This window comes from Thalassococcus halodurans (assembly GCF_900108225.1).
Classification (GTDB): Bacteria; Pseudomonadota; Alphaproteobacteria; order Rhodobacterales; family Rhodobacteraceae; genus Thalassococcus; species Thalassococcus halodurans.
Window position 1 is genome coordinate 389,919 of the sequence record NZ_FNUZ01000004.1, and the last position, 23,441, is coordinate 413,359.

Sequence of the window (23,441 nt, forward strand, 5' to 3'; positions counted from 1 at the left end):
GTGTTGCGCTGCTGCATCATTTGAACGAATGGCGGTCGCCGTGTGCAAGCGGCTGACGCTTTACGGGCGGTACGAACCTTCTGGTCCGGCCCCGCCGACTCGGACAGACGGGCTGGCTGTCGTGTCTGCGGAAGAAAAGCCGATGGCGTGTAGGCCATAGTATGCACCGACGGCAATCAGAATTGCTGCTGCGAAACCTGTAAACATGACTTTCATTTTTGTGTCTCCTCGGGTGCCGTTTCACGGCGCAGATAGGCGATAAGATCGGACCTGTCCTCGGCGCCGGTGATCCTTTGCATAGGCATCTTTGTACCTGGTACATAGTGCTCGGGTCCGATGTCGAACAGGGCGTCAATGGTGTCTTCGTCCCAGATCACGTCAGATCCGTTCAAAGCATCGGAATAGGTGTAATCCTGAACCGTTCCCGCCTGACGTCCGAATAGCCCGTATAGCGTGGGCCCAGCCCGCCGTGCGCTGCCGGGGCTCAGGGTGTGACAGACCGAACATTTCCGTTTGAACTGGCGTTCGCCATTTGGCACCGCGTCCGGATCGGTAAGAAAGCTACGGTTGGCAGTATCCATCGGGGCGGCCTCATTGATGGCGGCAAGCGGCCACGAATGAACCTTGTCGTCCAATCCTGTGGCAAGAATGGATGTGCCGTCAGTCGAAAAGGCCAGCCCCCAGATCGGACCATGGGTAGTGGCGCGGAAATCCTGAATGATGCGCCAGTCCGTGGTATCCACGACCATGATATAGCCTTCGCCATCACCGACCGCGATTTTGTCAGTGGTCTTGGTGGCTTCCAGTGCCAGAATGGGGCGCCGGTCTGCGGACAGATCGCGCAGCGCCTCGCCTGTGTCAGGTGAAATGATGCGCGTGACTCCATCAACCGCCCCGTAGGCCAGCCAAGCGTCATTGGCCGCCAAGGCAATTTCGTTCAACCCAAATCCGTGATCCACCAGTCTGGTGATCTCGGTTTTTCCAGTCACATCCCAAATCCGCAGGCTACCGTCTGCAGAGGCCGAATACAGGCGTGTCCCATCGGCAGAAAAGGCCACGTCGTTCACCGGCCCGTCGTGATCGGTTAGAAAGCTCGGGCCTGATCCATCAAGCGGCCAAAGACCAATCGTGCCATCCCAACTGGCGCTGGCGACCAGTGTTCGGTCCGGACTGACGGCCAGTGACATCACCTTGCCTTTGTGTCCTTGCCAAACGGATTTGCTATTGTCGGTCAGGTTCCACATGATGAGGGTGAAGTCGTCGCTGGCCGATACGAGAGTGTCTTCATTGACAAAGGCCACGGTGTTGACCGCGGCCTCGTGTCCGTCAAACCAGTGCGGCTCTTGGTTGATCCAAAGACCGACAGCATTGTCAAAGCTGGCAGTTGCGATTTGCCCGTCAGGGAACACCGTCACCGACATCACCGGACCGCCGTGACCGTCGAGCGTGTAATAGCTGTCCTCGGCCGAAACCGAGGACGCGATTAACGCGGCGATCAGTGCGATGCGGCGCATCGGTTATTCGGCGGGCGTGGCGCTTTCCTTACCTTGCGCCTTTTCCGACAGAACTTCGTCCGCCCAAATCGAATGGTGCTCTTTCGCCCAAGCGACTTCGACTTCACCGTCGCCCATGGCGTCAAACGCGCCTTCCATCCCGATCGAGCCGATGTAGATGTGCGCCAGAATGATCGCCATCAGACCAAAGCTGACAATCGCGTGCCAAAGCTGAGACAGCTGCATTTCCTGATGCGGGGCCAGATCGGTGGGCAAGGGCGCCATGCCGAACCAGCCGGGCACGCCCAAAGCGTTCAGCTTGGCAAATGTCGGGGCGAACAGGTTGATTTCGAAGGGGAACAACAGCGACAGGCCGGACACAGAAATCGAGACGCCAAAAACAATCACGGACCAGAAGATCAGCTTTTGACCGGCGTTGAATTTCTTGGCGGGCGGGTGGCCTTTGCTAAAGATGCCGCCGCCCTTCAAGATCCAGTTGAGATCGGTCCGGTCGGGCAGGTTGTGTACGACCCACATCACAAAGATCATCACCAAGGCGATCATAAAGGCCCAGCTGATGTTGTTGTGCACCCATTTCGACGCAATCGCGATTGTCGAAAAGGCTTCGTGACCGAAAGCGGGGATCAGGAATTTGCGGCCCATCAGGGAAATCAGGCCGGTGATGCCCAGTACGATAAACGAACCGGCCAGCATCCAGTGGCCAAAGCGTTCCCAGTTTGTGAATCGCAGGATTTTCTGGCCGGTGATCGGGCCGTCGATCCGGATGCGACCACGGATCAGGAAGAAAACCGCAAGCAGGGCAATTGTGCCAAGCAACAGGTAACCGCCGTATTTGATCAGCGGACCTTGGCGGAACTGAAGCCACGCCATGCCGCTGTCTTGAACCAGTACGCCCGCCGCAGGCGAGCGGGATTGCGTTGTGATATCGCCGTCATCAAAGCGCAGCGCGCGCCAGAGGTCACTGTCAGAGGCACCGCCGAGGGTGCCGAGCGGGCTTTCCGAGGCCGCAGAGGGATCGACCTTTTGACCGGTCAGTTCCGCACGGGCGCTGTCGTCTACCTTAAGACCTTCCTGACGGCGCAGGATGTCTTCCAATGTCGGGGTGACAGATGCGGCAGGGACAGTGTCGGTGCCAGCCTCTTGCGCTGCGGCAGGCAGGCCGAGGCTGAGGGCGAATACGACAACAAACAGGTGCAGAAAGGTTTTCATGCGATCCTCATTGGCAGAATTTGGGCGGGCAGGGCGCCGCATCGCGTTGGCGGGGCGCACTGAGAATGCAAATGGGGGCCTGTTGCCCCGTGTGGGCCAAAGCCGGTGTTGGACCGGCTTTGGCAATTTCTAATGGAAGAGCGGCTTAGCCGTCTTTCTGATCGTAGGCTGTGCCCCAACCCCAAGCACCGGTGCCGAAGCCACGGGCAACAACGCGTTCGCGATAGATCGCTGAGACCACGTCGCCGTCACCGGCCAGCAGGGCTTTGGTGGAACACATTTCGGCGCAGATCGGCAGTTTGCCTTCTGCAATCCGGTTGCGACCATACTTCTGGAACTCTTCGGTGCTGTTGTCAGCCTCGGGACCACCGGCGCAGAAGGTACATTTGTCCATCTTGCCGCGGGAACCGAAGTTGCCAGCCTGCGGGTACTGCGGCGCGCCGAAGGGGCATGCATAGAAGCAGTAACCACAGCCAATGCACAGGTCCTTCGAGTGCAGAACCACACCGTCAGCGGTCTGGTAGAAGCAGTCTACAGGACAGACGGCCATACAAGGCGCGTCCGAGCAGTGCATACAAGCCACCGAGATCGACCGTTCGCCGGGTGTACCATCCTGGATGGTGACCACGCGGCGGCGGTTGATGCCCCAGGGGACCTCATGCTCGTTCTTACAAGCGGTGACGCAAGCGTTGCACTCGATGCAGCGTTCGGCGTCACAGAGAAATTTAGCGCGTGCCATAAGTCATCTCCTCCTTACGCTGCTACGATTTTGCAAAGAGTCGCTTTCGTCTCTTGCATCTGGGTGACCGAGTCATAGCCGTAAGTCTGGGCGGTGTTTGTGGATTCACCCAAGACATACGGGTCTGCGCCCTCGGGATAATAGCTTCGGCGATCTTCGCCTTGCCAGTGACCACCAAAGTGGAAGGGCATGAACGCCACGCCGGGTGCCACACGTTCGGTGACCATCGCCATGACCTTGACCTTACCGCCTTCAGGCCCTTCGACCCAGACCATCGCCCCGTCACGGACACCAAGGTTGTTCGCGTCACGCGGGTTTACCTCGATGAACATGTCCTGCTGAAGTTCAGCAAGCCACGGGTTCGAACGCGTCTCGTCGCCGCCGCCTTCGTATTCGACCAGTCGGCCCGATGTCAGGATGATCGGGAAATCTTGCGAGAAATCCTTTTCCTGAATGGACTTGTACATGGTCGGAAGACGCCAGAACTTCTTGTCCTCGTAGGTCGGATAATCGGCCACAAGGTCGCGACGGTTCGAGTAGAGCGGTTCGCGGTGCAGCGGCACCGGATCCGGGAACGTCCAGACCACTGCGCGCGCTTTGGCGTTGCCGTAAGGCGCACAGCCGTGCTTGATCGCGACACGCTGGATACCGCCGGACAGGTCGGTTTTCCAGTTGGTCTTGGGTCCTGCGACAGCGTCGATTGCTGCGCGCTCTTCGTCGGTCAGGTCACCATCCCAGCCCAGATCCATCAGCATTTGCATGGTGAATTCGGGGTAACCGTCCTGAATTTCGGAACCGACAGGTGCCACACCTTCCGCAAGAAGGTTGTCGCCATCCCGCTCAACGCCAAAGCGTGCGCGGAAGCCCATGCCGCCATCGGCGACCGGTTTCGAAATGTCATAGAGGTTCGGTGAACCGGGGTGGTTTAGTTCGGGTGTGCCCCAGCTTGGCCACGGCAGACCGTAGTAGTCGCCATCGGCGGGACCGCCGTTTGCCTTAAGCGTGGTGCGGTCGAACGTGTGCTGGTTTGCCATGTGCAGGCGCAGACGTTCGGGCGACTGACCTGTGTAACCGATCGTCCACATACCGCGGTTGAATTCGCGGGTGATGTCTTCGATCAGCGGCTCGTCACCGTTCACCTCGATGTTGCGGAAGATACGGTCAGAGAACCCGAACTTATCCGCAAACAGCTTCATGATGACGTGGTCAGGCTTGGACTCGAACAGCGGCTCGACAACCTTTTCACGCCACTGCAGCGACCGGTTGGACGCGGTCACAGAGCCGTAGGTTTCGAACTGCGTACAGGCCGGCAGCAGGTACACACCATCGGTGCGGTCCTGCATGATCGCCGAGACAGTCGGATAAGGGTCAACCACGACCAGCATATCCAGCTTTTCCATCGCCGTTTTCATTTCGGTCATACGCGTCTGCGAGTTCGGCGCATGGCCCCACATCACCATCGCCCGCGTGTTGTCGGGCTGAGAGATGTTTTCCTTGTCTTCCAGAACACCGTCGATCCAGCGACTGACCGGAATACCGGTCATATTCATCATTGGAACGTCGTCCTTGCCCTTATCCGAGAAGGTCGCATCCGAGAAACGGCCCTTGAGCCAATCCAGATCCTCTTCCCAAACGCGGGCCCAGTGCGCCCAAGAGCCAGCCGACAGGCCATAGTAGCCCGGCAGGGTATCTGCCAGAACACCAAGGTCTGTTGCGCCTTGAACGTTGTCGTGACCACGGAAGATATTTGTGCCGCCACCGGCTGCACCCATGTTGCCAAGGGCCAGCTGCAACACACAGTAAGCGCGCGTGTTGTTGTTACCGTTGGTGTGCTGGGTACCACCCATACACCAGATTACGGTGCCGGGACGGTTGTTGGCCAGCGTACGCGCAACCCGCTCAAGCTGAGAGCCCGGCGTGCCGGTGACGCGCTCAACCTCTTCGGGGTTCCACTTGGCGACTTCTTCCTTGATCTGGTCCATGCCCCACACGCGGGTGCGGATGAACTCTTTGTCTTCCCAGCCATTCTCAAAAATGTGCCACAGGATACCCCAGACAAGGGCAACGTCCGAACCCGGACGGAAGCGGACATATTCGTCGGCGTGGGCTGCGGTGCGCGTGAAACGCGGGTCGCAGACGATCAGTGGCGCGTTGTTCTGTTCCTTGGCCTTCAGCACGTGAAGCAGGGACACAGGGTGCGCCTCGGCGGGGTTGCCACCGATGATAAAGATCGCACGGCTGTTGTGGATGTCGTTGTACGAGTTCGTCATGGCGCCGTAGCCCCATGTGTTCGCAACGCCCGCAACCGTCGTCGAGTGACAGATACGCGCCTGATGGTCGACGTTGTTCGTACCCCAATAAGCGGCGAACTTACGATACAGGTATGCCTGTTCGTTGTTCGATTTCGCCGAACCCAGCCAATAGACCGAGTCAGGGCCGCTTTCATCGCGGATCGACAGCATCTTGTCGCCGATTTCGTTGATGGCGTCTTCCCACGACATACGGACCCATTCGCCGTTTTCTTTCTTCATGGGATACTTCAGGCGGCGTTCTCCGTGTGCGTGCTCACGCACCGCCGCACCTTTGGCGCAGTGTGCGCCAAGGTTGAACGGGCTGTCCCAGCCGGGCTCTTGCCCGACCCAAACGCCGTTCGACACTTCGGCCACAACAGTACAGCCGACAGAACAATGGGTACAAACAGACTTTACCGTCTCAACCGCGCCGTTGACGGCTTGCTGAGCGCTGGCTTGTGTAACAGAACCTGCGGTGGCGCTAATGGCGGCAAGACCGCCAATCGCCAATCCTGAGCCGCGCAAGAACGCGCGACGGTCGACGGACGAGTTCGCAACATCGGCCATCAGGCCGGTGCGTTGGGCTCGTTTCGTGACCGTATTGGTCTTTTTCCTGAGCATGTTTCCCTCCGAATGCTAGCAGGGTTAACCCCTTTGATGCTGGCTACGCGGCGCGCGTCATGGCGCGACACGGGTCTTTTGGGCTGCGCTTAGAAGCGTGCCGATGCGTAGTAGGCGCGGGTGTGCGCCGTATCGCTGAGACCGCTTTTGGCGGTGTCTTCAACCGATGCTTCGGCGGCTTGGCCGCTTGCCACGACAGCAGCAGCTGCCGGTGCGGCGGCGGTCGCCAGCTTCAGAAAGCTTCTGCGCCCTTCGTCGGTCTTGTTTTGCTCTGACATTTCAAAGCCTCCCCTAGATGGTCATCCCGAAGGATGGATTTCAGCGGGCCAACCTTGCCTTGGCCCCCCAAGTTTGTGTTTGACCCCGTCGGGGCCAACTAAGCGCCGGTTACGCCGACGCGAGTCTGAAGGCTTCGCGTTCGATATCCATGAACGCGCGCCCGACCGAACCCACGGCGCTGTACAGCATCGCGGATTTGGCCTTTTCGAGATCTGCAAAGAAGTGACCAGCCCAAGGGCCGATATGACGATTAAAGAAGGTCTTCTGGTCGTCCAGCGTCGCAGGTTCGGAAAAACGCCCCACAATCAATCCCGCCATAACCTCCATCAGGGTGGCGATATTGTCTTCGGGTTCATACACATTCGGCGCCCGTGTGATCCGCCGTGCAGACAGATCCGAGCGCAGTGTCGCCAGCGGCTTTTCGTTCAGAAAGCCGGTCAGGTAGTAGCTGGCGTAAGGCAGCAGTTCGCCACGTCCCAGACCGATGAACAGCGCGTTGAATTCGCGGTCGGCCTGTTTCGGCTTGGTCGTCTTGGCGCAATCGGAGAGACGGCCAATCGCCTGGCCCAAATCGGTGTCGTCACCGGACAGGCCTACGCATTGTGCCAAAAGGAATTCGTCTGGCGGCGACGCAAGTAGAAGCCCCAAGAAATTGTACAGATCGGCCCGAAGGCGATCTTCTTCCGTTACCTGCACAGGCTGGGTCGCGGTCTGGGTCATCAAGTGTCCTCGTCAAATACGAACTGCATGCGCCGTGGTCGGACAGAGTCAGGCAGTTCATTATCAGATTGTATGTCGGTCTCCGATCCAGCCACTACGACCTTAGTCGTATCTTGGCCTTCCGGATGAATTTCCTGTTGTATACCCGCGTCATCGGCCACTGTGGTGCTGTCCTGATCGTCTGTGTCGGTCAGCGCGATTTCGTCAGCTTCTGAGATCGTGGCGCTTTCCGTATGCCCGCCTTCCGCCAGTTCTTTCTGACGCTGCAGTTCTTCGACATGCGCAGTCAGACCCTTGCCGACTTGGTAGCTGGTCGGAACGCCGGGCATGTCCGTCACCAGATTGGTGTAATCGTCGTCGTAGTCGTTCAGACCGTCCAAACAGGCGAGAACGGGGTTTGACCGCCACAGGGCCCGCATCGCACGGCGTTTGATCCGCTCGGGGATCTGGTCACGCATGAAGGCCACTATGTCGTCGCCGGGTTGAAGGCTGTCTGGGTCAGGTAGGCCGAACTCTTCGCAAATCTCGGCGTCTGTTTTTTCTTCTAGCGCCTTGTGCTGTTCGGCAATGACCGCCTCGTGGGCGGCCTTCACTTCGACCGCCTGTTCTTCAGCCACCTTCGCCTTGCGTCTGGACCAGAAATCAGAGGCCATTTCCAGCCTCCTTATCTACGTGCCGTTGACCTGTAGGGGCCCTGTAAACATCGGTGGTTTGCGAAATTCGCGGATCGCCAAGTCCATCCTGATCGGGTTCGCCAAAATGGCGGCGACGCTTGCGTTTTACAAAGGTTTCTTCGACGTAGTGATCCTTGATCCACCCCGCGACCCAAGCGATCACGCCCTCGGGCATCGGGACTTTTTCAACGATTTCATCGCCGCTTTCGTTAAACAGTGCGGCCTCGTGCGGCGAGGCGGTGACCAGATGAACCTGATACGGAAAGTCCGGATCGCGGTCATCTTCGCGCAGAACAACGTAAACGCCCGGATTGGGATCGGTGAGCGCCACGCGATACGCTTCGCACTCCTTGCGCCACAACGTCAGCGGCAGTGTTGCGGCATGGTATTCAACCGTGTCACCGTCCTGACGCAGTACGCGCCAGTTGGCTGGCTCAGCTTTAGGGAGAATTGCGACTGGGGTCCAAACGGTTCGCTGCCAACGAGTCACCCCGTTGGATCTGCGCACGATGACGCCCAAGTCCAAGCTTTCGCTTATTTTTTCGTGGTTTGACACGCTTCCTCCCTAGCGTTTCGTCCACAATAACAGCAAAATTCGGCGGTCTTGTATACTATTTTCGGCAGAAAATTTAATTCTGCATTTGAAAGATCGGGCCGCGTGACGCATCTTCCTGTGTACTGCCCTGTGCTGACCGTGGAGAACATGATGTCAAAGAGAATATTGCTGTGCGATTGTATGGCAACTCAAAACGTCGATTTGGATGCCATCAAAGATGGAACGGAGTTATCGGCGGGGCGGATTTATACCAATCTTTGCCAGCAGGAAGCCGAGCGCGCGGCGCAGGAAATCGCCAAGGGGGATGTGATCATCGCCTGCGGACAGGAACGTGCCTTTTTCGAGATGCTGTCAGAAGAGCTGGATGCCGAGCCGCCGCAGTGCATCGATATCCGTGATCGCGCCGGCTGGTCGGATGAGGGCAAAAGGGCAGGCCCCAAACAGGCCGCTCTGATTGCTGACGCGTTGTTGGACGTTCCGGCCGAGCGGACAGTGGACGTCGCATCAGAAGGAACGTGCCTGATCATCGGCACTGGTGAGGTTGCGTTCGCAGCGGCGCAGTCCCTTTGCGAAGATCTGGCAATCACGGTCCTGCAACTGGACGACACCGACGCGCCGTCTGATCGACGGTTTGATATCGTTCGGGGCAAGCTTGCCCGTGCGACCGGATCGCTCGGGGCGTTCGAAACACGTATCGACAGTTTCCAAAGCCTTTTGCCCGGTGGTCGCGGGGCGTTTTCTTTTTCAGCGCCGAAAAACGGGGCGAAAGCCGAGTGTGATCTGATCCTTGATCTGTCAGGGGGCAATCCGCTGTTTCCCGCGCATGAGAAACGTGACGGATACCTACGCGCCGATCCGCGCAATCCGGTGGCTGTGGCCGAGGCGTCGGCGCAGGCGATGCGCATGGTCGGCACGTTTGAAAAGCCGCTTTATGTGCGGCTTGAGCCGTCGATGTGTGCCCATTCGCGGGCCGAAAAGGTCGCCTGTTCGAACTGCCTGAACGCTTGTCCGACCGGTGCTTTGACGCCCAATGGGGACCATATCGCGATTGATCCGATGATTTGTGCAGGCTGCGGCGCGTGTTCCGCGCTGTGCCCGTCCGGCGCGATCACCTATGACGCCCCGCCTGTGTCGGCGCTGTTCCGACGTATCGACACGTTGGTGCGTGCCTACCGGAAAGCAGGGGGCAGCGCGCCGCGCCTGTTGGTCCATGACGAGGATTTCGGCAAAGAGATGATCGAACTGGCAGCACGGCATGGTCGCGGGGTGCCTGCCGACGTGATCCCGATGTCGGTCAGCGCCTTGGCGGGTTTCGGCCATGCCGAGATGCTGGCAGCTTTGGGGGCTGGTTTCGCAGGCGTGACTGTGTTGCTAGCGCCGAAATCAGACCGTGAGACTTTGGAAAACCAGGTTGCGTTGGCCAAGGCTTTGGCAGGCGGTAAACCCGTGGATCTGATTGATCCGACAGATCCTGACGCGCTGAGCGATGTGCTTTACGTGGAAACCGGACCAGCCGTTGCAACGCCCGCCTTGCCGATGGGCACACGCCGTCAGGTCACCCGCGTCGCAGCCAAGGCGCTGAGCCCTGAAGGCGGCGTTCTGGATCTGCCCGAAGGCGCGCCTTATGGAGCCGTTCTGGTGGATACGGATGCCTGTACGCTTTGCCTGTCTTGCGTGTCGCTATGCCCTTCCGGTGCGTTGGGGGACAATCCCGACAAGCCGCAGTTGCTGTTCCAAGAGGACGCGTGTTTGCAGTGCGGGCTTTGCAGCAATATTTGTCCGGAAAAAGCGATCACGCTTCAGCCGCGCATGAACCTTGAGGATAATGCCCTGTCCCAACAGGTTCTGAACGAAGAAGAGCCCTTTGCCTGCATCGAATGTGGGTCGCTCTTTGGGGTGAAATCGACGATCGAGCGTATTTCCGAAAAGCTGGCTGGTACAAACGCCATGTTCAACAACCCCGATGCTTTGAAGATGATCCAGATGTGCGATGACTGTCGGGTCCGGGCACAGTTCCATTCCAACAATAATCCGTTCCAGATGGGCGAGCCGCGCAGACCGCGCACCACGGACGACTATCTGAACAACGGCCCCTCAAAGCGGCGCGATCACTGATGGTCGCCTCAGGCGCGGACCAAACTCTAGCGGCTTTCGATTGGGGCGCCCAGATCAGCGGGCGTTTCGGCGGCAACGAACGCAAGGATATGGTCCAGATCGTCCAACGTCATTTCCACCGGCGCGATGGGCGAAGGACGCGAAATGTCGAATGGCGGCGTGACGTCTGCGATCTGTGTGAACGCGGGATGCGGGTTCAGGGCATAAAAGGCCTGAAATCGGTCGCCCCAGTCGGGCAAAGCGCGCAGAACCTTGAAGGAAGGCGTCGATCCAATGGCCTTCATCCGGTTTGCTTCGCTGACCACATGGCACCGTCCGCACAAGGCCAGCGACAGGTCTGCCCCTTTGCTGGCATCACCGTCAAAGCTCAGCTCAACGACCTGTCGTTCCTCTTTGACTGTGGAGCTGAACGGCGTGTCCCCATCTACGGTAAAGCTGTCGATGGTGTTGCGACCGACCGCCGAGAAAAGCCACTCGGAAAAGGCCTGTGCGTCGGGATCATCGCCGACCTCCATGCTCCAGACCTGGTTCGCATCCGCAAAGGCCGCGCGTCCTGTGTCGCCAAAATAAGCATCAGCTGCGTCATCAGCACCGACACGTTCGATACGCGTGCCGGTTTTCAGCGAAAATCTGGGCAACAGATATTGCGGAAAGCCGGTCTCTGTCAGACTGTCCGGGATGGACAGTCGAAAGGTTTTGTCCGCATCCTGTGCAACGGATGCGGTGGCGCAAACCATACCAACTGCAAGTGCTATCCAACGCCGCATCTGGTCTCCTCCCCGATGGGTTGGCCCCGTTGCAAGCGTAGGGGCGCTGCCCTAGACACGTCAATGCCTTGGTCGTGAACCACGCTAAGGCCCCAGAAAAACGGAGTTCCTGATGACCGACGAATTCAACATGTCGATGCGCAAGTTCCTGAAACAGGTTGGGGTCACTTCCCAGCAGGCGATTGAAGACGCCGTGCGCAAAGATGGCGGGCCCGAGGGCAAAACCTATGAAGCCAAGGTCGTTCTGACCATTGACGGATTGGAATTCGAACATACCGTCAGCGGACAAATCAAAGGGTAATTTATCGTGACTTTGACACGTGACGCGGTGAATGCCGCGCTGAAAACAATCGATGATCCGGTCTCGGGCACGGATATCGTCTCGGCCGGTTTGGTGAAGGCGCTGACAGTTGACGGCGGCACCGTCCGCTTTGTGCTAGAGGTGAATCCCGACAAGGCCGAAAACTATAAGGTCGTGCGTGATGTGGCCGAAGCTACGGTCAAGGCCATGGAAGGTGTTGAACAGGTGTCGGTTGTCATGACCGCCCATTCCGCCCCCAAACCGCCGCCGGATCTGAAGGGCGGTAGCCGCCCGCAGCCGCAAGGCCCGCAAAAGGTTCCGGGTGTTGATCGCATTCTGGCCGTTGCCTCGGGTAAGGGCGGCGTAGGCAAATCCACCGTTTCTGCGAACCTCGCTTGTGCTTTGGCCGCAGAAGGGCGCCGCGTTGGTCTTTTGGATGCTGACGTTTACGGCCCGTCCCAGCCGCGCATGCTGGGTGTGTCCGGCAAACCGGCATCGCCTGATGGCAAAACCATTCTTCCCTTGCGCAACTACGGCGTGACAATGATGTCCATCGGTCTGATGACCAACGAGGATCAGGCTGTGATCTGGCGTGGTCCGATGTTGATGGGCGCGTTGCAGCAGATGATGAACCAGGTTCAGTGGGGCGCATTGGATGTGCTGATCATTGACCTGCCGCCGGGAACCGGTGATGTGCAGATGACCCTGAGCCAGAAGTTCGCTGTCGATGGCGCCGTTGTGGTTTCGACCCCGCAGGACGTGGCGCTTCTGGATGCGCGTCGTGGCATCGACATGTTCAACCAGATGAAAGTGCCGATCGTCGGCCTGATCGAAAACATGTCCACCCATATCTGTTCGAACTGTGGCCATGAAGAACACGTCTTCGGTCATGGTGGCGTAGCGGCCGAAGCCGAAAAGCTGGGCGTTCCTTTGTTGGCCGAAATCCCGTTGCATCTGGATATCCGGACAGCCTCGGACGGTGGCGCACCCATCGTGGTGTCAAAGCCCGACAGCCCACAGGCACAAAGCTTCCGTGACGTCGCCAAGGCGCTGATCAAGGGCGGCCACGCATGAACGCAGAGCTCAGCTTTCCTCCTTTGTTGACGGGCCGCGCAGTTGCGGGCGATCCGTTCGCCGCAGCCATTCAGGCGGCACAGGACGGGTGTGATGCTGGGCTTGTTTTATACGATCCGGTGTCGCCTGACTTGCAGGCGGCACTGGTCCTTGCGCCCGAGGTAGCTTTGGCAGAGGCGGCGGTGATGCTGCCACTGGCAGGGGTTGCGCTGCAGAACGCGGTCGGGTCCGTCGCACCGCCCGAGGTGGCCTTGCAATTGGGGTGGAGCGGCAAGGTTCACGTCAACGGTGCCAAAGCGGGGCAGCTGCGGATGGTGGCACCCAAGGGTGATCGGAACTCGCCACCGGATTGGATGGTGATCGGGCTGAGCCTGCGGTTCGTCTCTGATGACATTGACGGGGGCCAAAACCCCGATGAAACGGCCCTTTACGCCGAGGGCTGCGGCGATCTGATGCCTTTGGATGTGCTGGAAAGCTGGTCGCGCCACCTGTTGACGCAACTGCATATCTGGGAACAGGACGGCATCGCGCCGCTCCACCGCGAATATTCGGGGCTTGTGTTCGGAATGGGCGATGCAATCGACCAATCGGGACATTCGGGCACGTTCCTCGGGCTGGATGAACAGCTTGGAATGTTGGTGAAAACCGGCGAAGGCACCCGCCTTGTGCCGTTGACTGATCTACTGGAGACACCATGAAACTCGCACGGGCCATCCACTTTGACGAAAGCGACACACGGGTTTTTGCCAAACCGGCCCGCACCGGCGAATGGTGCATCGCGGGCGGGTTCGAGTTTTCCAACTTCGGCGAAGGTGATCTGGTTGGCAAAACCCGTCAGGCCTTTGCCAACGGCTGGCTGGGTGTCGAAACCTTTGGTCGCGTCACGTTCGTCGCCGTGACCCGCATCGAAGATGCGGAACGCGAGGCGTTGATCGAGGGGCTGTCACAGCACTTTGTCGATATCTACGGCGCACCGTCGATCGAAGCCGCGCGCGGCGTTGCGCAGGCCGAGATCGACGAGATGATTGATTTGTGTGAGGAATTCGATCCGAACACCGTGCTGACCGTTGCAAGGGAACTGACAGAGGCAGGCGTCAAAGAGGCCTTCCGCGCCATCGAAGGGCAGACCGCCGATCTGGGCCAATTCGCGGTCCACGGCGATATGGACGAATAAACGCCACCCGCTTTTGTCGAATTATCGGGAACCAATTCGCGCCTGATCCGTTTGTTCAGTGAAACACAGATTAAGGAGCTACGGCTATGAATTGGGATCAAATTCAAGGTAACTGGACGCAATTTAAAGGTAAGCTGCGCGAGCAATACGGCGAGCTGACCGATGACGAAATCGAAGAAGCCAAGGGCGATCGCGAACAGCTGATCGGTAAGATTCAGGCCAAGTACGGCAAGACCAAAGAACAGGCCAAGAAAGAGGTCGACAATTTCGTCGACAGCATCTGATCTCTTTATCAGAACCTAATGAAGGGCGGGGATTTTCCCCGCCTTTTTGCTATCTGCAGATGCCTTCCGGCTCGGCCCCGCTCCACGGTAGGATCACCTGTTCCACATCCAGCACATCGCGCAGGCGTTGGATCGGCATGGCCTTTGCGATCATCCCCTCAAGCCGCGCGGTGCGGGGGGCATCAGGGTCCAGCAATTGGCAGCAGACGTATTCTTCGACAATTGCGCCCTGTTGTTCGAAGCCATAGTCCAGAAACGCGCCCTCTGTATCCGGATTGAACAGATAGGGATCATCGCTGCGCTGGTGTTCGGCGGCGGCTTTGACGGGGTGGTATCCGGTCCGCGCGCGGTTCTGCCATTGCCAGACGTGGGTCATCTCATGGGCAAACAACATGGCGGCGTAGACGTGCACCTCTTTCGGCCAGTTGGGCAGATAATCGGGGATATACAGGTCTTTGCGGTAGTAGACGTCATTGAACAGCGTGATCGCGCCGGGCGAGACCTCGATCTCGTCGCCGCTGACAGGGGCAAAGATGCGTTCCTGACAGGTCAGACGGGGCCGCACGGGAAGCGAGGTAATATAGCTGCCTGCGAAATGCCCGTCATGGAAACGGACTGGGGCAGGATCGACCTGATCGCCCGCCATAGCTTGTGTGAACAGGATTTCATTCTGTGTCAGGGGACGGCCCGAGCAGGCGGTCAGGACAAGAGTGGCGGAAAGGATCAATGCGCGCATGGCCGGACATTTGCGGGATTGTCAGGCGCTGTCCAGTGAACTTTTCGCTAGGCGCGGAGCAAAGGCCGAAGGCCTCGGCTCCCAGAGGCGACGGGCCGCCATGCGGTGTCTCTTTGGCTGGGGCTGGTCCGGCGCTTGGAACGCTGGCGGATTTGGTTGGAATGAGCGAGCCTGCTGTCCACTGTTCGCTTTGGAACGAACCTGGATAAAGGCAGAGCACTAAACCTAACCCGCAGCTCGTAATGAATAGTGCGGAAGGCGCGGAGCAAAGGCCGAAGGCCGCCACGCCAGAGACGACGCGCCCCCACGCGGCGGCTCTTTGGGTGGGGGTGGTCTACCCCCTCAGCACTCCTACGGACTTGGAGAGATAAAGCGCACCCGTTCGACCGTTACAACGCCACCGCGCGCGTCGTCTCGGGCACATCTGAGAGATGTTTCCTAAAATGCTTAGGCCACGAAAGCCTCAAACATCCAGCTCCTCAACAAACCGCGCGTTCTCTTGGATATACTGGAAGCGCAGTTCCGGTTTCTTGCCCATCAGGCGTTCCACCAGATCGCCGGTTTCGCCGGGTTCGTCCTCGTCGATGGTCACGCGGATCAGTTTGCGTGTCTTCGGGTCCATCGTCGTCTCTTTCAGGTCCTTCGCGTCCATTTCGCCCAGACCTTTAAAGCGCTGCACGTCGATCTTGCCTTTGCCGCCTAGACCGCGCTCCATCATCGCTTCTTTTTCAAGGTCATCTGCCACGTAGATGCGTTTCGCGCCTTGGGTCAGGCGATAGAGCGGCGGGCAGGCCAGATAGAGGTGGCCTTGGTCGATCAGCGGGCGCATCTGTGTGAAGAAGAAGGTCATCAGCAGCGACGCGATGTGCGCGCCGTCGACGTCCGCATCGGTCATGATGATGATCTTGTCATAGCGCAGATCATCAAGGTTGAACTTGGTGCCCATGCCGACACCCAGTGCCTCGCACAGGTCGCGGATTTCGGCGTTGGAGGACAGTTTGTTCGAAGCAGCCCCCAGAACGTTCAGGATCTTACCCTTGAGCGGCAAAAGAGCCTGCGTTTCGCGCGACCGTGCGCCTTTGGCCGAACCACCAGCCGAGTCGCCCTCGACGATGAAAAGTTCGGTGCCTTCGCGGTTCTTGGCGGTACAGTCCGTCAGCTTGCCCGGTAGGCGCAGTTTCTTGGTGGCGGATTTGCGGGCGGTTTCCTTTTCCTGACGACGGCGCAGGCGTTCTTCGGCGCGCAGCACAAGAAAATCAAGGATTGCGCCCGCGGATTTGGTGTCGGACGCCAGCCAGTTGTCAAAGTGGTCGCGCACGGCGTTTTCGACCAGACGCTGTGCTTCGGTCGTGGCGAGGCGGTCTTTGGTCTGGCCCACAAATTCCGGTTCGCGGATAAAGCAGGACACCAGCGCACAGCCGCCCGTGATCAGGTCGTCGCGGGTGATTTGGCTGGCTTTCTTGTTGCTGACCAGTTCGCCGTAGGCACGGATGCCTTTCAGGATCGCCGCCCAAAAGCCTGCCTCGTGCGTGCCGCCTTCCGGCGTGGGGACGGTGTTACAGTAGGACTGGATGAAACCGTCGCGCGATGGGGTCCAGTTGATCGCCCATTCGACCTTGCCGGGGGTGTTGAACTTTTCCTTGAAGTCCACGGTGCCGGCAAAAGGCTGGTCCGAGTATGTCGTCGCCGTGCCCAGTGTCTCGGTCAGATAGTCCGCCAGACCGCCGGGGAAGTGGAAGGTCGCCTCGGTCGGGGTTTCCTTATCGTCGATGGCGGATTTCCAGCGGATTTCAACGCCCGAGAACAGATAGGCCTTGGACCGCACCATTTTGAACAGGCGTGCGGGCTTCATCCGGTGAGAGCCGAAGATTTCTTCGTCCGCGTGGAAGGTCACTTGCGTGCCGCGGCGGTTCGGAGCCGAGCCAACCTTTTCCACGGGACCCAGCGGGATACCGCGCGAGAAACGCTGTTCGAACACTTCTTTATTACGCGCGACCTGCACGACCATGGAATCGGACAGGGCGTTTACAACTGACGCACCCACACCGTGCAGACCGCCGGACGTCTCATATGCATCGCCCGAGAATTTGCCGCCTGCGTGCAGTGTACACAGGATCACCTCAAGCGCGGATTTGTCGGGAAACTTGGGGTGGGGATCGATCGGGATACCACGACCGTTGTCGCGGATGGTGATGGCGTTATCTGCGTGCAGCTCGATCTCGATCCTGTTTGCGTGGCCGGCCACCGCTTCGTCCATCGAGTTGTCGAGGATTTCCGCGACCATGTGGTGCAGCGCCCGTTCGTCCGTGCCACCGATATACATGCCGGGGCGTTTGCGAACCGGTTCAAGACCTTCAAGCACCTCGATCGAGGATGCATCGTAGTCTGTCGGTTCCGCACCGGTAAGAAGATCGTCGGCCATGGGCTGCTCTTTTTCTGTTGGTCTGTTGATTGCGCGCGATTAGACCATTTGGTGAAGGGCAGGGCAAGACGGGTTCAACAGCGATTCTGCGGTTGGGGACGTCAGAGTGCGGTCCAAGGAGCTACCGACATGCAGGCGATTTCCGAAAACACACGTGGTGCGTTGTTGATGACGCTGTCCATGGCGGCATTTACGTTGAATGACACGTGTTTCAAGCTGGTCGGTAAGACGCTGCCACTGGGGCAGGTTCTGTTCCTGCGCGGGGTGATGGCAAGTTTGTTCCTGCTGATGTTGGCGCGGTTCTTTGGTGTTCGGTGGCCCGACCTATCGCGCAAGGACACGGTGTTGATCGCGGTTCGGTCGTTTGCCGAGGTCGGGGCGGCCTTCTTTTTGTTGACCGCACTGATGAATATGCCGCTGGCGAACCTGACGGCGCTTTTGCAGATGTTGCCGTTGACAGTGACCTTGGGAAGCGCGCTGTTTTTCCGAGAGGCCGTCGGTTGGCGACGCTGGGGTGCGATTGTGGTCGGCTTTTGCGGCATGCTGCTGATCGTCAAGCCGGGGGCAGAGGGGTTCAATCTGTTTTCGGTCTATGGCCTGATTGCGGTGGCCTTTGTCACCCTGCGGGATTTGACGGTGCGCCGGATTTCGGCGTCGGTGCCGTCATTGTTCGTGACCATCGCGGCAAGCGTATCTGTGACCATATTCGCGGGCATACTGGGCACACAGGAAGACTGGCTTGCCATGGGGGGGCGTGAATGGGCGCTGATTGGCGCGACAGCGGCCTTTATTTGTGTGGGTTATTTCCTAAGCGTGCTGGTCATGCGCGTGGGCGAGGTCAGCCATGTGGCGCCTTTCCGGTACACTGGGCTGGTCTGGGCCCTGATCCTTGGCTTTGTGGTTTTTGGCGACTGGCCGGGTAACCTGACCTTGATCGGGGCGGCGATCATTGTGGCGACGGGTGTCTTTACAATGTGGCGCGAAGCACAGGTGCGGCGGCGTTTGCGGAAAATCCAGGCGGCTGGGCTTTAAGAGAAGATGCGGCGGATCGCGTCTGCGTCGATGGCGAACAGATCGCGGAAGTCTTGTTCCTGATCAGGGGACAGCCGGGGCAGGGTAACAGGCTTTACGTGTTTGCCTTGGCGCGAGTCATTGTGGTCGTTGTGCCCGCGCACGTACATGGGACGATCTGTAAACGTGACGGTGGGCATGAACTGGTTCAGCTTCTGATGGCCGAAGTTCATGATCGAGCGGCGCACTTTGCCCTGCACCGCCACAGCCTGAGCCACGCCCCAGTAGGGATGAACGACTTCTTCTGCACAGATGCCCTTTGCATCGGGGCGGGCCACATACCCGCGGTTCCAGTCAAAGCCGACCAAACCGTGGGTCCGGGTCAACGCCTGACAATCCTGCGCAGCCTGCTTGAGTGTTGCAACGAAACCCAAAGCGATGGCGTCGTCGTCATCGTGGCGGAATTGCAGGCATGGCTCTTTGATATCGGTCCGGGCTTCGTTCAGAACCTGCTGACAGACCTTGCGATGGGGGAGGGGCGGACGTGCCACGATGCGCACATCTTTCAATCCGGCGACCAAGCGTTCCAGACGGTCGCGATACGCATCAGGCAGTTGATCCCCTATAAGAATGACAAAGGTAAAGTCGGGATCGGTTTGGTTCAGAAGGGACGGTAGGCAGATGCCTTCGAAATGGCGGAACCGTTCTTCCAGCCGGTCTTGGGAATAGAGATAGGCGATGCGATCTTCGATTGTGGGGTGTTCCACCTGAAACCCGCCTTCGGCCGGATAGGAAAAGCGGCAAAACCCGATCACCTGCACCTTGTGAAACCTCCGCACCCTTACGATATGTCCGGAACCAAGATTGTCAGGCTATGCAATCCCGCGCAACCCGACTAAATAGGCGCAGATACGGCGGAAAATGACCGGTCCATAACTGTCGGTTCACGAGTGTTGACAAGGTGTGCGACTCCTCATATACGCGCCGCATCCGTTCGGGGCTTTCTGTACCCCGAGCATTTACAGAACCGAAGCGGTCAAGATCCGGATGGCAACATCCCGATCCTCTGGAATACCCCGCGTCGTTCCCTGGACAAAGGGGACGCATGCGGTTTTTTGCGTCGTCTGACATTTGTCGGCGCCTAAAACCCGGTCGCGGCGCACCGAAATGTGCCGCAAGCGCTGTCCAGGGCGCGAGACAGATACACCGGTGACCTCACGGACGCGTGGGGGCGCCTTACGAGAAACCCGCGCAGGCCACTTCTGCGCACACATATGTGAGCTACACGGGGAAAGAACCGGAATGCCAACCATTCAACAGCTGATCCGCAAGCCGCGGCAGCCCAAAGTAAAGCGCTCTAAGTCGCAGCATCTTGAGCAATGCCCGCAGAAGCGTGGCGTTTGCACACGCGTATACACAACAACACCGAAGAAGCCGAACTCGGCGATGCGGAAAGTTGCGAAGGTACGCCTGACAAACGGTTACGAAGTCATCAGCTACATTCCGGGTGAAAGCCACAACCTGCAGGAACACTCTGTTGTTCTGATCCGTGGCGGCCGTGTGAAAGACCTTCCGGGTGTCCGCTACCACATCCTGCGTGGTGTTCTGGATACTCAGGGCGTTAAAGACCGTAAACAGCGCCGCTCCAAGTATGGCGCTAAGCGTCCGAAGTAAGAGGATTATAGAATATGTCCCGTCGTCACGCCGCTGAAAAACGCGAAGTCCTGCCCGACGCCAAGTTTGGTGACCGCGTTCTGTCCAAGTTCATGAACAACCTCATGATCGATGGCAAAAAATCCGTAGCCGAACGCATCGTCTACAACGCACTTGACCGCGTTGAAGGCAAAATCAAACGCGCACCCGTTGAAGTGTTCCACGAAGCACTCGACAACATCAAACCGTCGGTCGAAGTTCGTTCCCGCCGTGTTGGTGGTGCGACGTACCAGGTACCCGTTGAAGTCCGCCCCGAGCGTCGCGAAGCTCTTGCCATCCGTTGGCTGATCACCGCGTCCCGCGCACGCAACGAGAACACCATGGAAGAACGCCTTGCTGGCGAACTGTTGGACGCTGTTCAGTCCCGCGGTGCAGCTGTCAAGAAACGTGAAGACACTCACAAAATGGCCGACGCGAACAAAGCGTTCAGCCATTATCGCTGGTAATCTTGGCTTAGGACTACATCCAATGGCACGCGAATATACGCTCAATCATTACCGCAACTTCGGTATCATGGCGCACATCGATGCGGGTAAAACAACCTGCTCCGAGCGCATCCTGTACTACACCGGCAAATCCCACAACATCGGTGAGGTGCACGATGGTGCAGCCACCATGGACTGGATGGAGCAGGAACAGGAACGCGGCATCACGATCACCTCGGCTGCGACAACAACATTCTGGGAGCGTACAGAGGACGGCGAAACAGCCGATACTCCGAAGCACCGTCTGAACATCATCGACACACCCGGACACGTTGACTTCACCATCGAAGTTGAGCGTTCGCTGGCCGTTCTCGACGGCGCGGTTTGTGTTCTGGACGCCAACGCTGGTGTTGAGCCCCAGACAGAAACCGTTTGGCGTCAGGCTGACCGCTACAAAGTTCCGCGTATCGTGTTCGTCAACAAGATGGACAAGATCGGCGCTGACTTCTTCAACTGTGTTCGCATGATTGAAGACCGTACAGGCGCGCGTGCTGTTCCTGTCGGCATTCCGATCGGTGCAGAATCCGAGCTGGAAGGTCTGCTGGACCTGGTCACCATGAAAGAGTGGCTGTGGAAAGGTGAAGACCTTGGCGCATCCTGGGTTCAGGTCGACATCCGTCCCGAGCTGCAGGACATGGCCAACGAATGGCGCGAAAAAATGGTCGAAGCTGCTGTAGAGCAGGACGAAGAGGCCATGATGGAATACCTCGAAGGCAACGAACCGGACGTTCCGACGCTCCGCGCGCTGCTGCGTAAGGGTACTCTGGCGCTGGAATTCGTTCCTGTTCTGGGTGGTTCCGCGTTCAAAAACAAAGGCGTACAGCCTCTGTTGAACGCAGTTATCGACTATCTGCCGAGCCCGCTCGACGTTGTTGATTACATGGGCTTTGAACCGGGTGACGAAAACGAAGAACGTAACATCGCACGTCGTGCGGATGACGAAATGCCCTTCTCGGGTCTGGCGTTCAAAATCATGAACGACCCCTTCGTTGGCTCCCTGACATTTACCCGTATCTACTCGGGTACAATGAACAAGGGTGACACCGTTCTGAACTCGACCAAAGGCAAGAAAGAGCGCATCGGTCGTATGATGATGATGCACTCCAACAACCGTGAAGAGATCGAAGAAGCATTTGCAGGCGACATCATCGCGCTGGCGGGTCTGAAAGACACGACAACCGGTGACACACTCTGTGATGCGAAAGCGCCTGTCGTTCTGGAAACCATGACATTCCCGGATCCGGTTATCGAAATCGCGGTCGAGCCCAAAACAAAGGGCGACCAAGAGAAGATGTCCCAAGGTCTGGCACGTCTGGCGGCAGAAGACCCCTCCTTCCGTGTCGAAACCGACCTCGAGTCCGGTCAGACCATCATGAAGGGCATGGGCGAACTTCACCTCGACATTCTGGTCGATCGTCTGAAGCGCGAATTCAAAGTTGAAGCGAACATCGGTGCGCCGCAGGTGGCATACCGTGAAACGATCAGCCACGAAGTCGAGCACACATACACCCACAAGAAACAGTCTGGTGGTTCGGGTCAGTTCGGTGAGGTCAAACTCATCATCACGCCGACAGAGCCGGGCGAGGGTTATTCGTTCGAATCCCGCATCGTTGGTGGTGCTGTTCCGAAGGAATACATCCCGGGTGTTGAAAAGGGCATCAACTCGGTCATGGATAGCGGCCCGCTGGCTGGCTTCCCCGTGATCGACTTTAAAGTTGCTCTGATCGACGGTAAGTTCCACGACGTTGACTCCAGCGTTCTGGCCTTCGAAATCGCTGCACGTATGTGTATGCGCGAAGGCATGAAGAAAGCTGGCGCGAAGCTGCTGGAACCGATCATGAAGGTCGAAGTTATCACGCCTGAAGAATACACAGGTGGTATCATCGGCGACCTCACATCCCGTCGTGGTCAAGTTTCCGGTCAGGAACCGCGCGGCAACGCAATCGCGATCGACGCGAACGTTCCGCTGGCCAACATGTTCGGCTACATCAACACACTGCGCTCCATGTCCTCGGGCCGCGCGCAGTTCACGATGCAGTTCTCGCATTACGACCCTGTCCCGCAGAACATCTCGGACGAGATTCAAGCGAAATACGCATAAGGAGCGGTGCGTGGGAAACCACGCACCCTACCACGTAGGGTGTGCTTTTGGGCGCACCGCAACTCTGAAGTAAGGAGCCAATATCATGGCAAAGGAAAAGTTTGAGCGCGGCAAGCCGCACTGCAACATTGGCACGATTGGTCACGTTGACCACGGCAAAACGACGCTGACAGCGGCGATCACGAAGTACTTTGGTGACTTCAAAGCGTACGACCAGATTGACGGTGCGCCTGAAGAAAAAGCGCGCGGCATCACGATCTCGACTGCGCACGTTGAGTACGAAACAGAAGCACGTCACTACGCACACGTCGACTGCCCCGGCCACGCTGACTATGTTAAGAACATGATCACCGGTGCGGCGCAGATGGACGGCGCGATCCTGGTTGTGAACGCGGCCGACGGCCCGATGCCCCAGACACGCGAGCACATCCTGCTTGGCCGTCAGGTTGGTATCCCGGCGATGGTTGTTTTCCTGAACAAAGTTGACCAGGTTGACGACGAAGAACTGCTGGAACTGGTTGAGATGGAAGTTCGTGAACTTCTGTCCGAGTACGACTTCCCGGGCGACGATATTCCGATCATCGCAGGTTCCGCTCTGGCGGCGATGGAAGGCCGTGACCCGGAAATCGGCGAAAACAAGATCAAAGAACTGATG

At 58.4% G+C, this 23,441-nt stretch carries 24 protein-coding genes; 11 read left to right on the forward strand and 13 right to left on the reverse strand.

Going from position 1 to position 23,441, the window contains the following annotated elements; translation table 11 throughout:
- Positions 1–60: 60 nt before the first annotated feature.
- From C4S59_RS19705 to C4S59_RS14425, 9 genes are all read right to left on the reverse strand, one after another.
- Entirely contained in the window at positions 61–216 is a 156-nt protein-coding gene (locus C4S59_RS19705) for a hypothetical protein (protein WP_200813225.1), read from the reverse strand.
- A complete protein-coding gene (locus tag C4S59_RS14390; protein ID WP_103911211.1) occupies positions 213–1,514 on the reverse strand; it encodes a c-type cytochrome in 1,302 nt (433 codons plus the stop codon). The genes C4S59_RS19705 and C4S59_RS14390 overlap by 4 nt, the downstream gene beginning before the upstream one ends.
- 3 nt (positions 1,515–1,517) lie before the next feature.
- Positions 1,518–2,723: a formate dehydrogenase subunit gamma gene (locus C4S59_RS14395; protein WP_103911212.1), complete on the reverse strand. Its 1,206-nt coding sequence runs from the start codon at positions 2,721–2,723 to the stop codon at positions 1,518–1,520.
- Positions 2,724–2,868: 145 nt separating this feature from the next.
- Complete coding sequence (gene fdh3B, locus C4S59_RS14400) at positions 2,869–3,462, reverse strand: formate dehydrogenase FDH3 subunit beta (RefSeq protein ID WP_103911213.1); 594 nt, start codon at positions 3,460–3,462, stop codon at positions 2,869–2,871.
- Between the two features lie 14 nt (positions 3,463–3,476).
- Positions 3,477–6,374, reverse strand: coding sequence for a formate dehydrogenase subunit alpha (locus C4S59_RS14405; RefSeq protein ID WP_103911214.1), 2,898 nt, complete (start codon positions 6,372–6,374; stop codon positions 3,477–3,479).
- 89 nt (positions 6,375–6,463) lie between these two features.
- Entirely contained in the window at positions 6,464–6,652 is a 189-nt protein-coding gene (locus tag C4S59_RS14410) for a twin-arginine translocation signal domain-containing protein (RefSeq protein WP_103911215.1), read from the reverse strand.
- A 109-nt stretch (positions 6,653–6,761) separates the two neighbouring features.
- The gene (locus tag C4S59_RS14415; protein WP_103911216.1) at positions 6,762–7,373 is read right to left on the reverse strand and encodes a TorD/DmsD family molecular chaperone; all 612 of its coding nucleotides are present in this window, start codon (positions 7,371–7,373) and stop codon (positions 6,762–6,764) included.
- Positions 7,373–8,026 (reverse strand): DUF3306 domain-containing protein, encoded by a 654-nt coding sequence (locus tag C4S59_RS14420; protein WP_234994781.1) that lies wholly within the window; start codon positions 8,024–8,026, stop codon positions 7,373–7,375. Before C4S59_RS14420 ends, C4S59_RS14415 begins: the two co-directional genes overlap by 1 nt.
- On the reverse strand, positions 8,016–8,603 hold the full coding sequence (locus C4S59_RS14425; protein ID WP_234994782.1) for a DUF3305 domain-containing protein: 588 nt from the start codon (positions 8,601–8,603) through the stop codon (positions 8,016–8,018). Before C4S59_RS14425 ends, C4S59_RS14420 begins: the two co-directional genes overlap by 11 nt.
- Positions 8,604–8,753: 150 nt before the next feature.
- On the opposite strand from C4S59_RS14425, the gene C4S59_RS14430 reads away from it, so the two are divergent.
- Positions 8,754–10,718 carry a 4Fe-4S binding protein gene (locus C4S59_RS14430; RefSeq protein ID WP_103911254.1) on the forward strand — a complete coding sequence of 655 codons (1,965 nt, stop codon included), beginning with the start codon at positions 8,754–8,756 and terminating at the stop codon, positions 10,716–10,718.
- 26 nt (positions 10,719–10,744) lie between these two features.
- Here C4S59_RS14430 and C4S59_RS14435 read toward each other — a convergent pair whose 3' ends face one another.
- Positions 10,745–11,485: a hypothetical protein gene (locus C4S59_RS14435; protein ID WP_103911218.1), complete on the reverse strand. Its 741-nt coding sequence runs from the start codon at positions 11,483–11,485 to the stop codon at positions 10,745–10,747.
- A 112-nt stretch (positions 11,486–11,597) separates the two neighbouring features.
- On the opposite strand from C4S59_RS14435, the gene C4S59_RS14440 reads away from it, so the two are divergent.
- The 5 genes from C4S59_RS14440 to C4S59_RS14460 all read left to right on the forward strand — a co-directional run bounded on the left by C4S59_RS14440 (position 11,598) and on the right by C4S59_RS14460 (position 14,318).
- Entirely contained in the window at positions 11,598–11,786 is a 189-nt protein-coding gene (locus C4S59_RS14440; protein ID WP_103911219.1) for a DUF6494 family protein, read from the forward strand.
- 6 nt (positions 11,787–11,792) lie between these two features.
- Positions 11,793–12,860, forward strand: coding sequence for an Mrp/NBP35 family ATP-binding protein (locus C4S59_RS14445; RefSeq protein ID WP_103911220.1), 1,068 nt, complete (start codon positions 11,793–11,795; stop codon positions 12,858–12,860).
- A complete protein-coding gene (locus tag C4S59_RS14450) occupies positions 12,857–13,558 on the forward strand; it encodes a biotin/lipoate--protein ligase family protein (protein WP_103911221.1) in 702 nt (233 codons plus the stop codon). Before C4S59_RS14445 ends, C4S59_RS14450 begins: the two co-directional genes overlap by 4 nt.
- Entirely contained in the window at positions 13,555–14,034 is a 480-nt protein-coding gene (locus C4S59_RS14455; RefSeq protein WP_103911222.1) for a DUF6505 family protein, read from the forward strand. Before C4S59_RS14450 ends, C4S59_RS14455 begins: the two co-directional genes overlap by 4 nt.
- An 86-nt stretch (positions 14,035–14,120) precedes the next feature.
- Positions 14,121–14,318: a CsbD family protein gene (locus C4S59_RS14460; protein WP_103911223.1), complete on the forward strand. Its 198-nt coding sequence runs from the start codon at positions 14,121–14,123 to the stop codon at positions 14,316–14,318.
- Positions 14,319–14,367: 49 nt separating this feature from the next.
- On the opposite strand, the gene C4S59_RS14465 is transcribed toward C4S59_RS14460, so the two are convergent.
- Together C4S59_RS14465 and parE are read right to left on the reverse strand one after the other, a co-directional pair.
- Positions 14,368–15,054 (reverse strand): hypothetical protein, encoded by a 687-nt coding sequence (locus tag C4S59_RS14465; RefSeq protein WP_103911224.1) that lies wholly within the window; start codon positions 15,052–15,054, stop codon positions 14,368–14,370.
- A gap of 463 nt (positions 15,055–15,517) precedes the next feature.
- A complete protein-coding gene (gene parE, locus C4S59_RS14470; RefSeq protein ID WP_103911225.1) occupies positions 15,518–17,476 on the reverse strand; it encodes a DNA topoisomerase IV subunit B in 1,959 nt (652 codons plus the stop codon).
- Positions 17,477–17,605: 129 nt separating this feature from the next.
- Here parE and C4S59_RS14475 point away from each other — a divergent pair, with 129 nt between their 5' ends.
- Positions 17,606–18,508: a DMT family transporter gene (locus C4S59_RS14475; protein WP_103911226.1), complete on the forward strand. Its 903-nt coding sequence runs from the start codon at positions 17,606–17,608 to the stop codon at positions 18,506–18,508.
- Here C4S59_RS14475 and C4S59_RS14480 read toward each other — a convergent pair.
- Positions 18,505–19,308, reverse strand: a complete 804-nt coding sequence (locus C4S59_RS14480; protein WP_103911227.1) for a putative rhamnosyl transferase — start codon at positions 19,306–19,308, stop codon at positions 18,505–18,507. The two genes, C4S59_RS14475 and C4S59_RS14480, sit on opposite strands and share 4 nt — an antisense overlap.
- Before the next feature lie 481 nt (positions 19,309–19,789).
- On the opposite strand from C4S59_RS14480, the gene rpsL reads away from it, so the two are divergent.
- The 4 genes from rpsL to C4S59_RS14500 all read left to right on the forward strand — a co-directional run.
- Positions 19,790–20,161, forward strand: a complete 372-nt coding sequence (rpsL, locus tag C4S59_RS14485; protein ID WP_005862801.1) for a 30S ribosomal protein S12 — start codon at positions 19,790–19,792, stop codon at positions 20,159–20,161.
- Between the two features lie 14 nt (positions 20,162–20,175).
- Positions 20,176–20,646, forward strand: coding sequence for a 30S ribosomal protein S7 (gene rpsG, locus C4S59_RS14490; protein ID WP_103911228.1), 471 nt, complete (start codon positions 20,176–20,178; stop codon positions 20,644–20,646).
- Positions 20,647–20,668: 22 nt separating this feature from the next.
- Positions 20,669–22,786 (forward strand): elongation factor G, encoded by a 2,118-nt coding sequence (gene fusA, locus C4S59_RS14495; protein ID WP_103911229.1) that lies wholly within the window; start codon positions 20,669–20,671, stop codon positions 22,784–22,786.
- 85 nt (positions 22,787–22,871) lie between these two features.
- Positions 22,872–23,441 (forward strand): GTP-binding protein (locus C4S59_RS14500; protein WP_146064527.1); only part of this gene is annotated, 570 nt, incomplete at its 3' end.

Excerpts from the sequence above, each read along its gene's own strand:
- C4S59_RS19705 (WP_200813225.1), bottom strand. The coding sequence starts at position 216 with ATGAAAGTCATGTTTACAGGTTTCGCAGCAGCAATTCTGATTGCCGTC.
- C4S59_RS14390 (WP_103911211.1), bottom strand. The coding sequence starts at position 1,514 with ATGCGCCGCATCGCACTGATCGCCGCGTTAATCGCGTCCTCGGTTTCG.
- C4S59_RS14395 (WP_103911212.1), bottom strand. The coding sequence starts at position 2,723 with ATGAAAACCTTTCTGCACCTGTTTGTTGTCGTATTCGCCCTCAGCCTC.
- fdh3B (WP_103911213.1), bottom strand. The coding sequence starts at position 3,462 with ATGGCACGCGCTAAATTTCTCTGTGACGCCGAACGCTGCATCGAGTGC.
- C4S59_RS14405 (WP_103911214.1), bottom strand. The coding sequence starts at position 6,374 with ATGCTCAGGAAAAAGACCAATACGGTCACGAAACGAGCCCAACGCACC.
- C4S59_RS14410 (WP_103911215.1), bottom strand. The coding sequence starts at position 6,652 with ATGTCAGAGCAAAACAAGACCGACGAAGGGCGCAGAAGCTTTCTGAAG.
- C4S59_RS14415 (WP_103911216.1), bottom strand. The coding sequence starts at position 7,373 with ATGACCCAGACCGCGACCCAGCCTGTGCAGGTAACGGAAGAAGATCGC.
- C4S59_RS14420 (WP_234994781.1), bottom strand. The coding sequence starts at position 8,026 with ATGGCCTCTGATTTCTGGTCCAGACGCAAGGCGAAGGTGGCTGAAGAA.
- C4S59_RS14430 (WP_103911254.1), top strand. The coding sequence starts at position 8,754 with ATGTCAAAGAGAATATTGCTGTGCGATTGTATGGCAACTCAAAACGTC.
- C4S59_RS14435 (WP_103911218.1), bottom strand. The coding sequence starts at position 11,485 with ATGCGGCGTTGGATAGCACTTGCAGTTGGTATGGTTTGCGCCACCGCA.
- C4S59_RS14440 (WP_103911219.1), top strand. The coding sequence starts at position 11,598 with ATGACCGACGAATTCAACATGTCGATGCGCAAGTTCCTGAAACAGGTT.
- C4S59_RS14450 (WP_103911221.1), top strand. The coding sequence starts at position 12,857 with ATGAACGCAGAGCTCAGCTTTCCTCCTTTGTTGACGGGCCGCGCAGTT.
- C4S59_RS14455 (WP_103911222.1), top strand. The coding sequence starts at position 13,555 with ATGAAACTCGCACGGGCCATCCACTTTGACGAAAGCGACACACGGGTT.
- C4S59_RS14460 (WP_103911223.1), top strand. The coding sequence starts at position 14,121 with ATGAATTGGGATCAAATTCAAGGTAACTGGACGCAATTTAAAGGTAAG.
- C4S59_RS14465 (WP_103911224.1), bottom strand. The coding sequence starts at position 15,054 with ATGCGCGCATTGATCCTTTCCGCCACTCTTGTCCTGACCGCCTGCTCG.
- parE (WP_103911225.1), bottom strand. The coding sequence starts at position 17,476 with ATGGCCGACGATCTTCTTACCGGTGCGGAACCGACAGACTACGATGCA.
- C4S59_RS14475 (WP_103911226.1), top strand. The coding sequence starts at position 17,606 with ATGCAGGCGATTTCCGAAAACACACGTGGTGCGTTGTTGATGACGCTG.
- rpsL (WP_005862801.1), top strand. The coding sequence starts at position 19,790 with ATGCCAACCATTCAACAGCTGATCCGCAAGCCGCGGCAGCCCAAAGTA.
- rpsG (WP_103911228.1), top strand. The coding sequence starts at position 20,176 with ATGTCCCGTCGTCACGCCGCTGAAAAACGCGAAGTCCTGCCCGACGCC.
- fusA (WP_103911229.1), top strand. The coding sequence starts at position 20,669 with ATGGCACGCGAATATACGCTCAATCATTACCGCAACTTCGGTATCATG.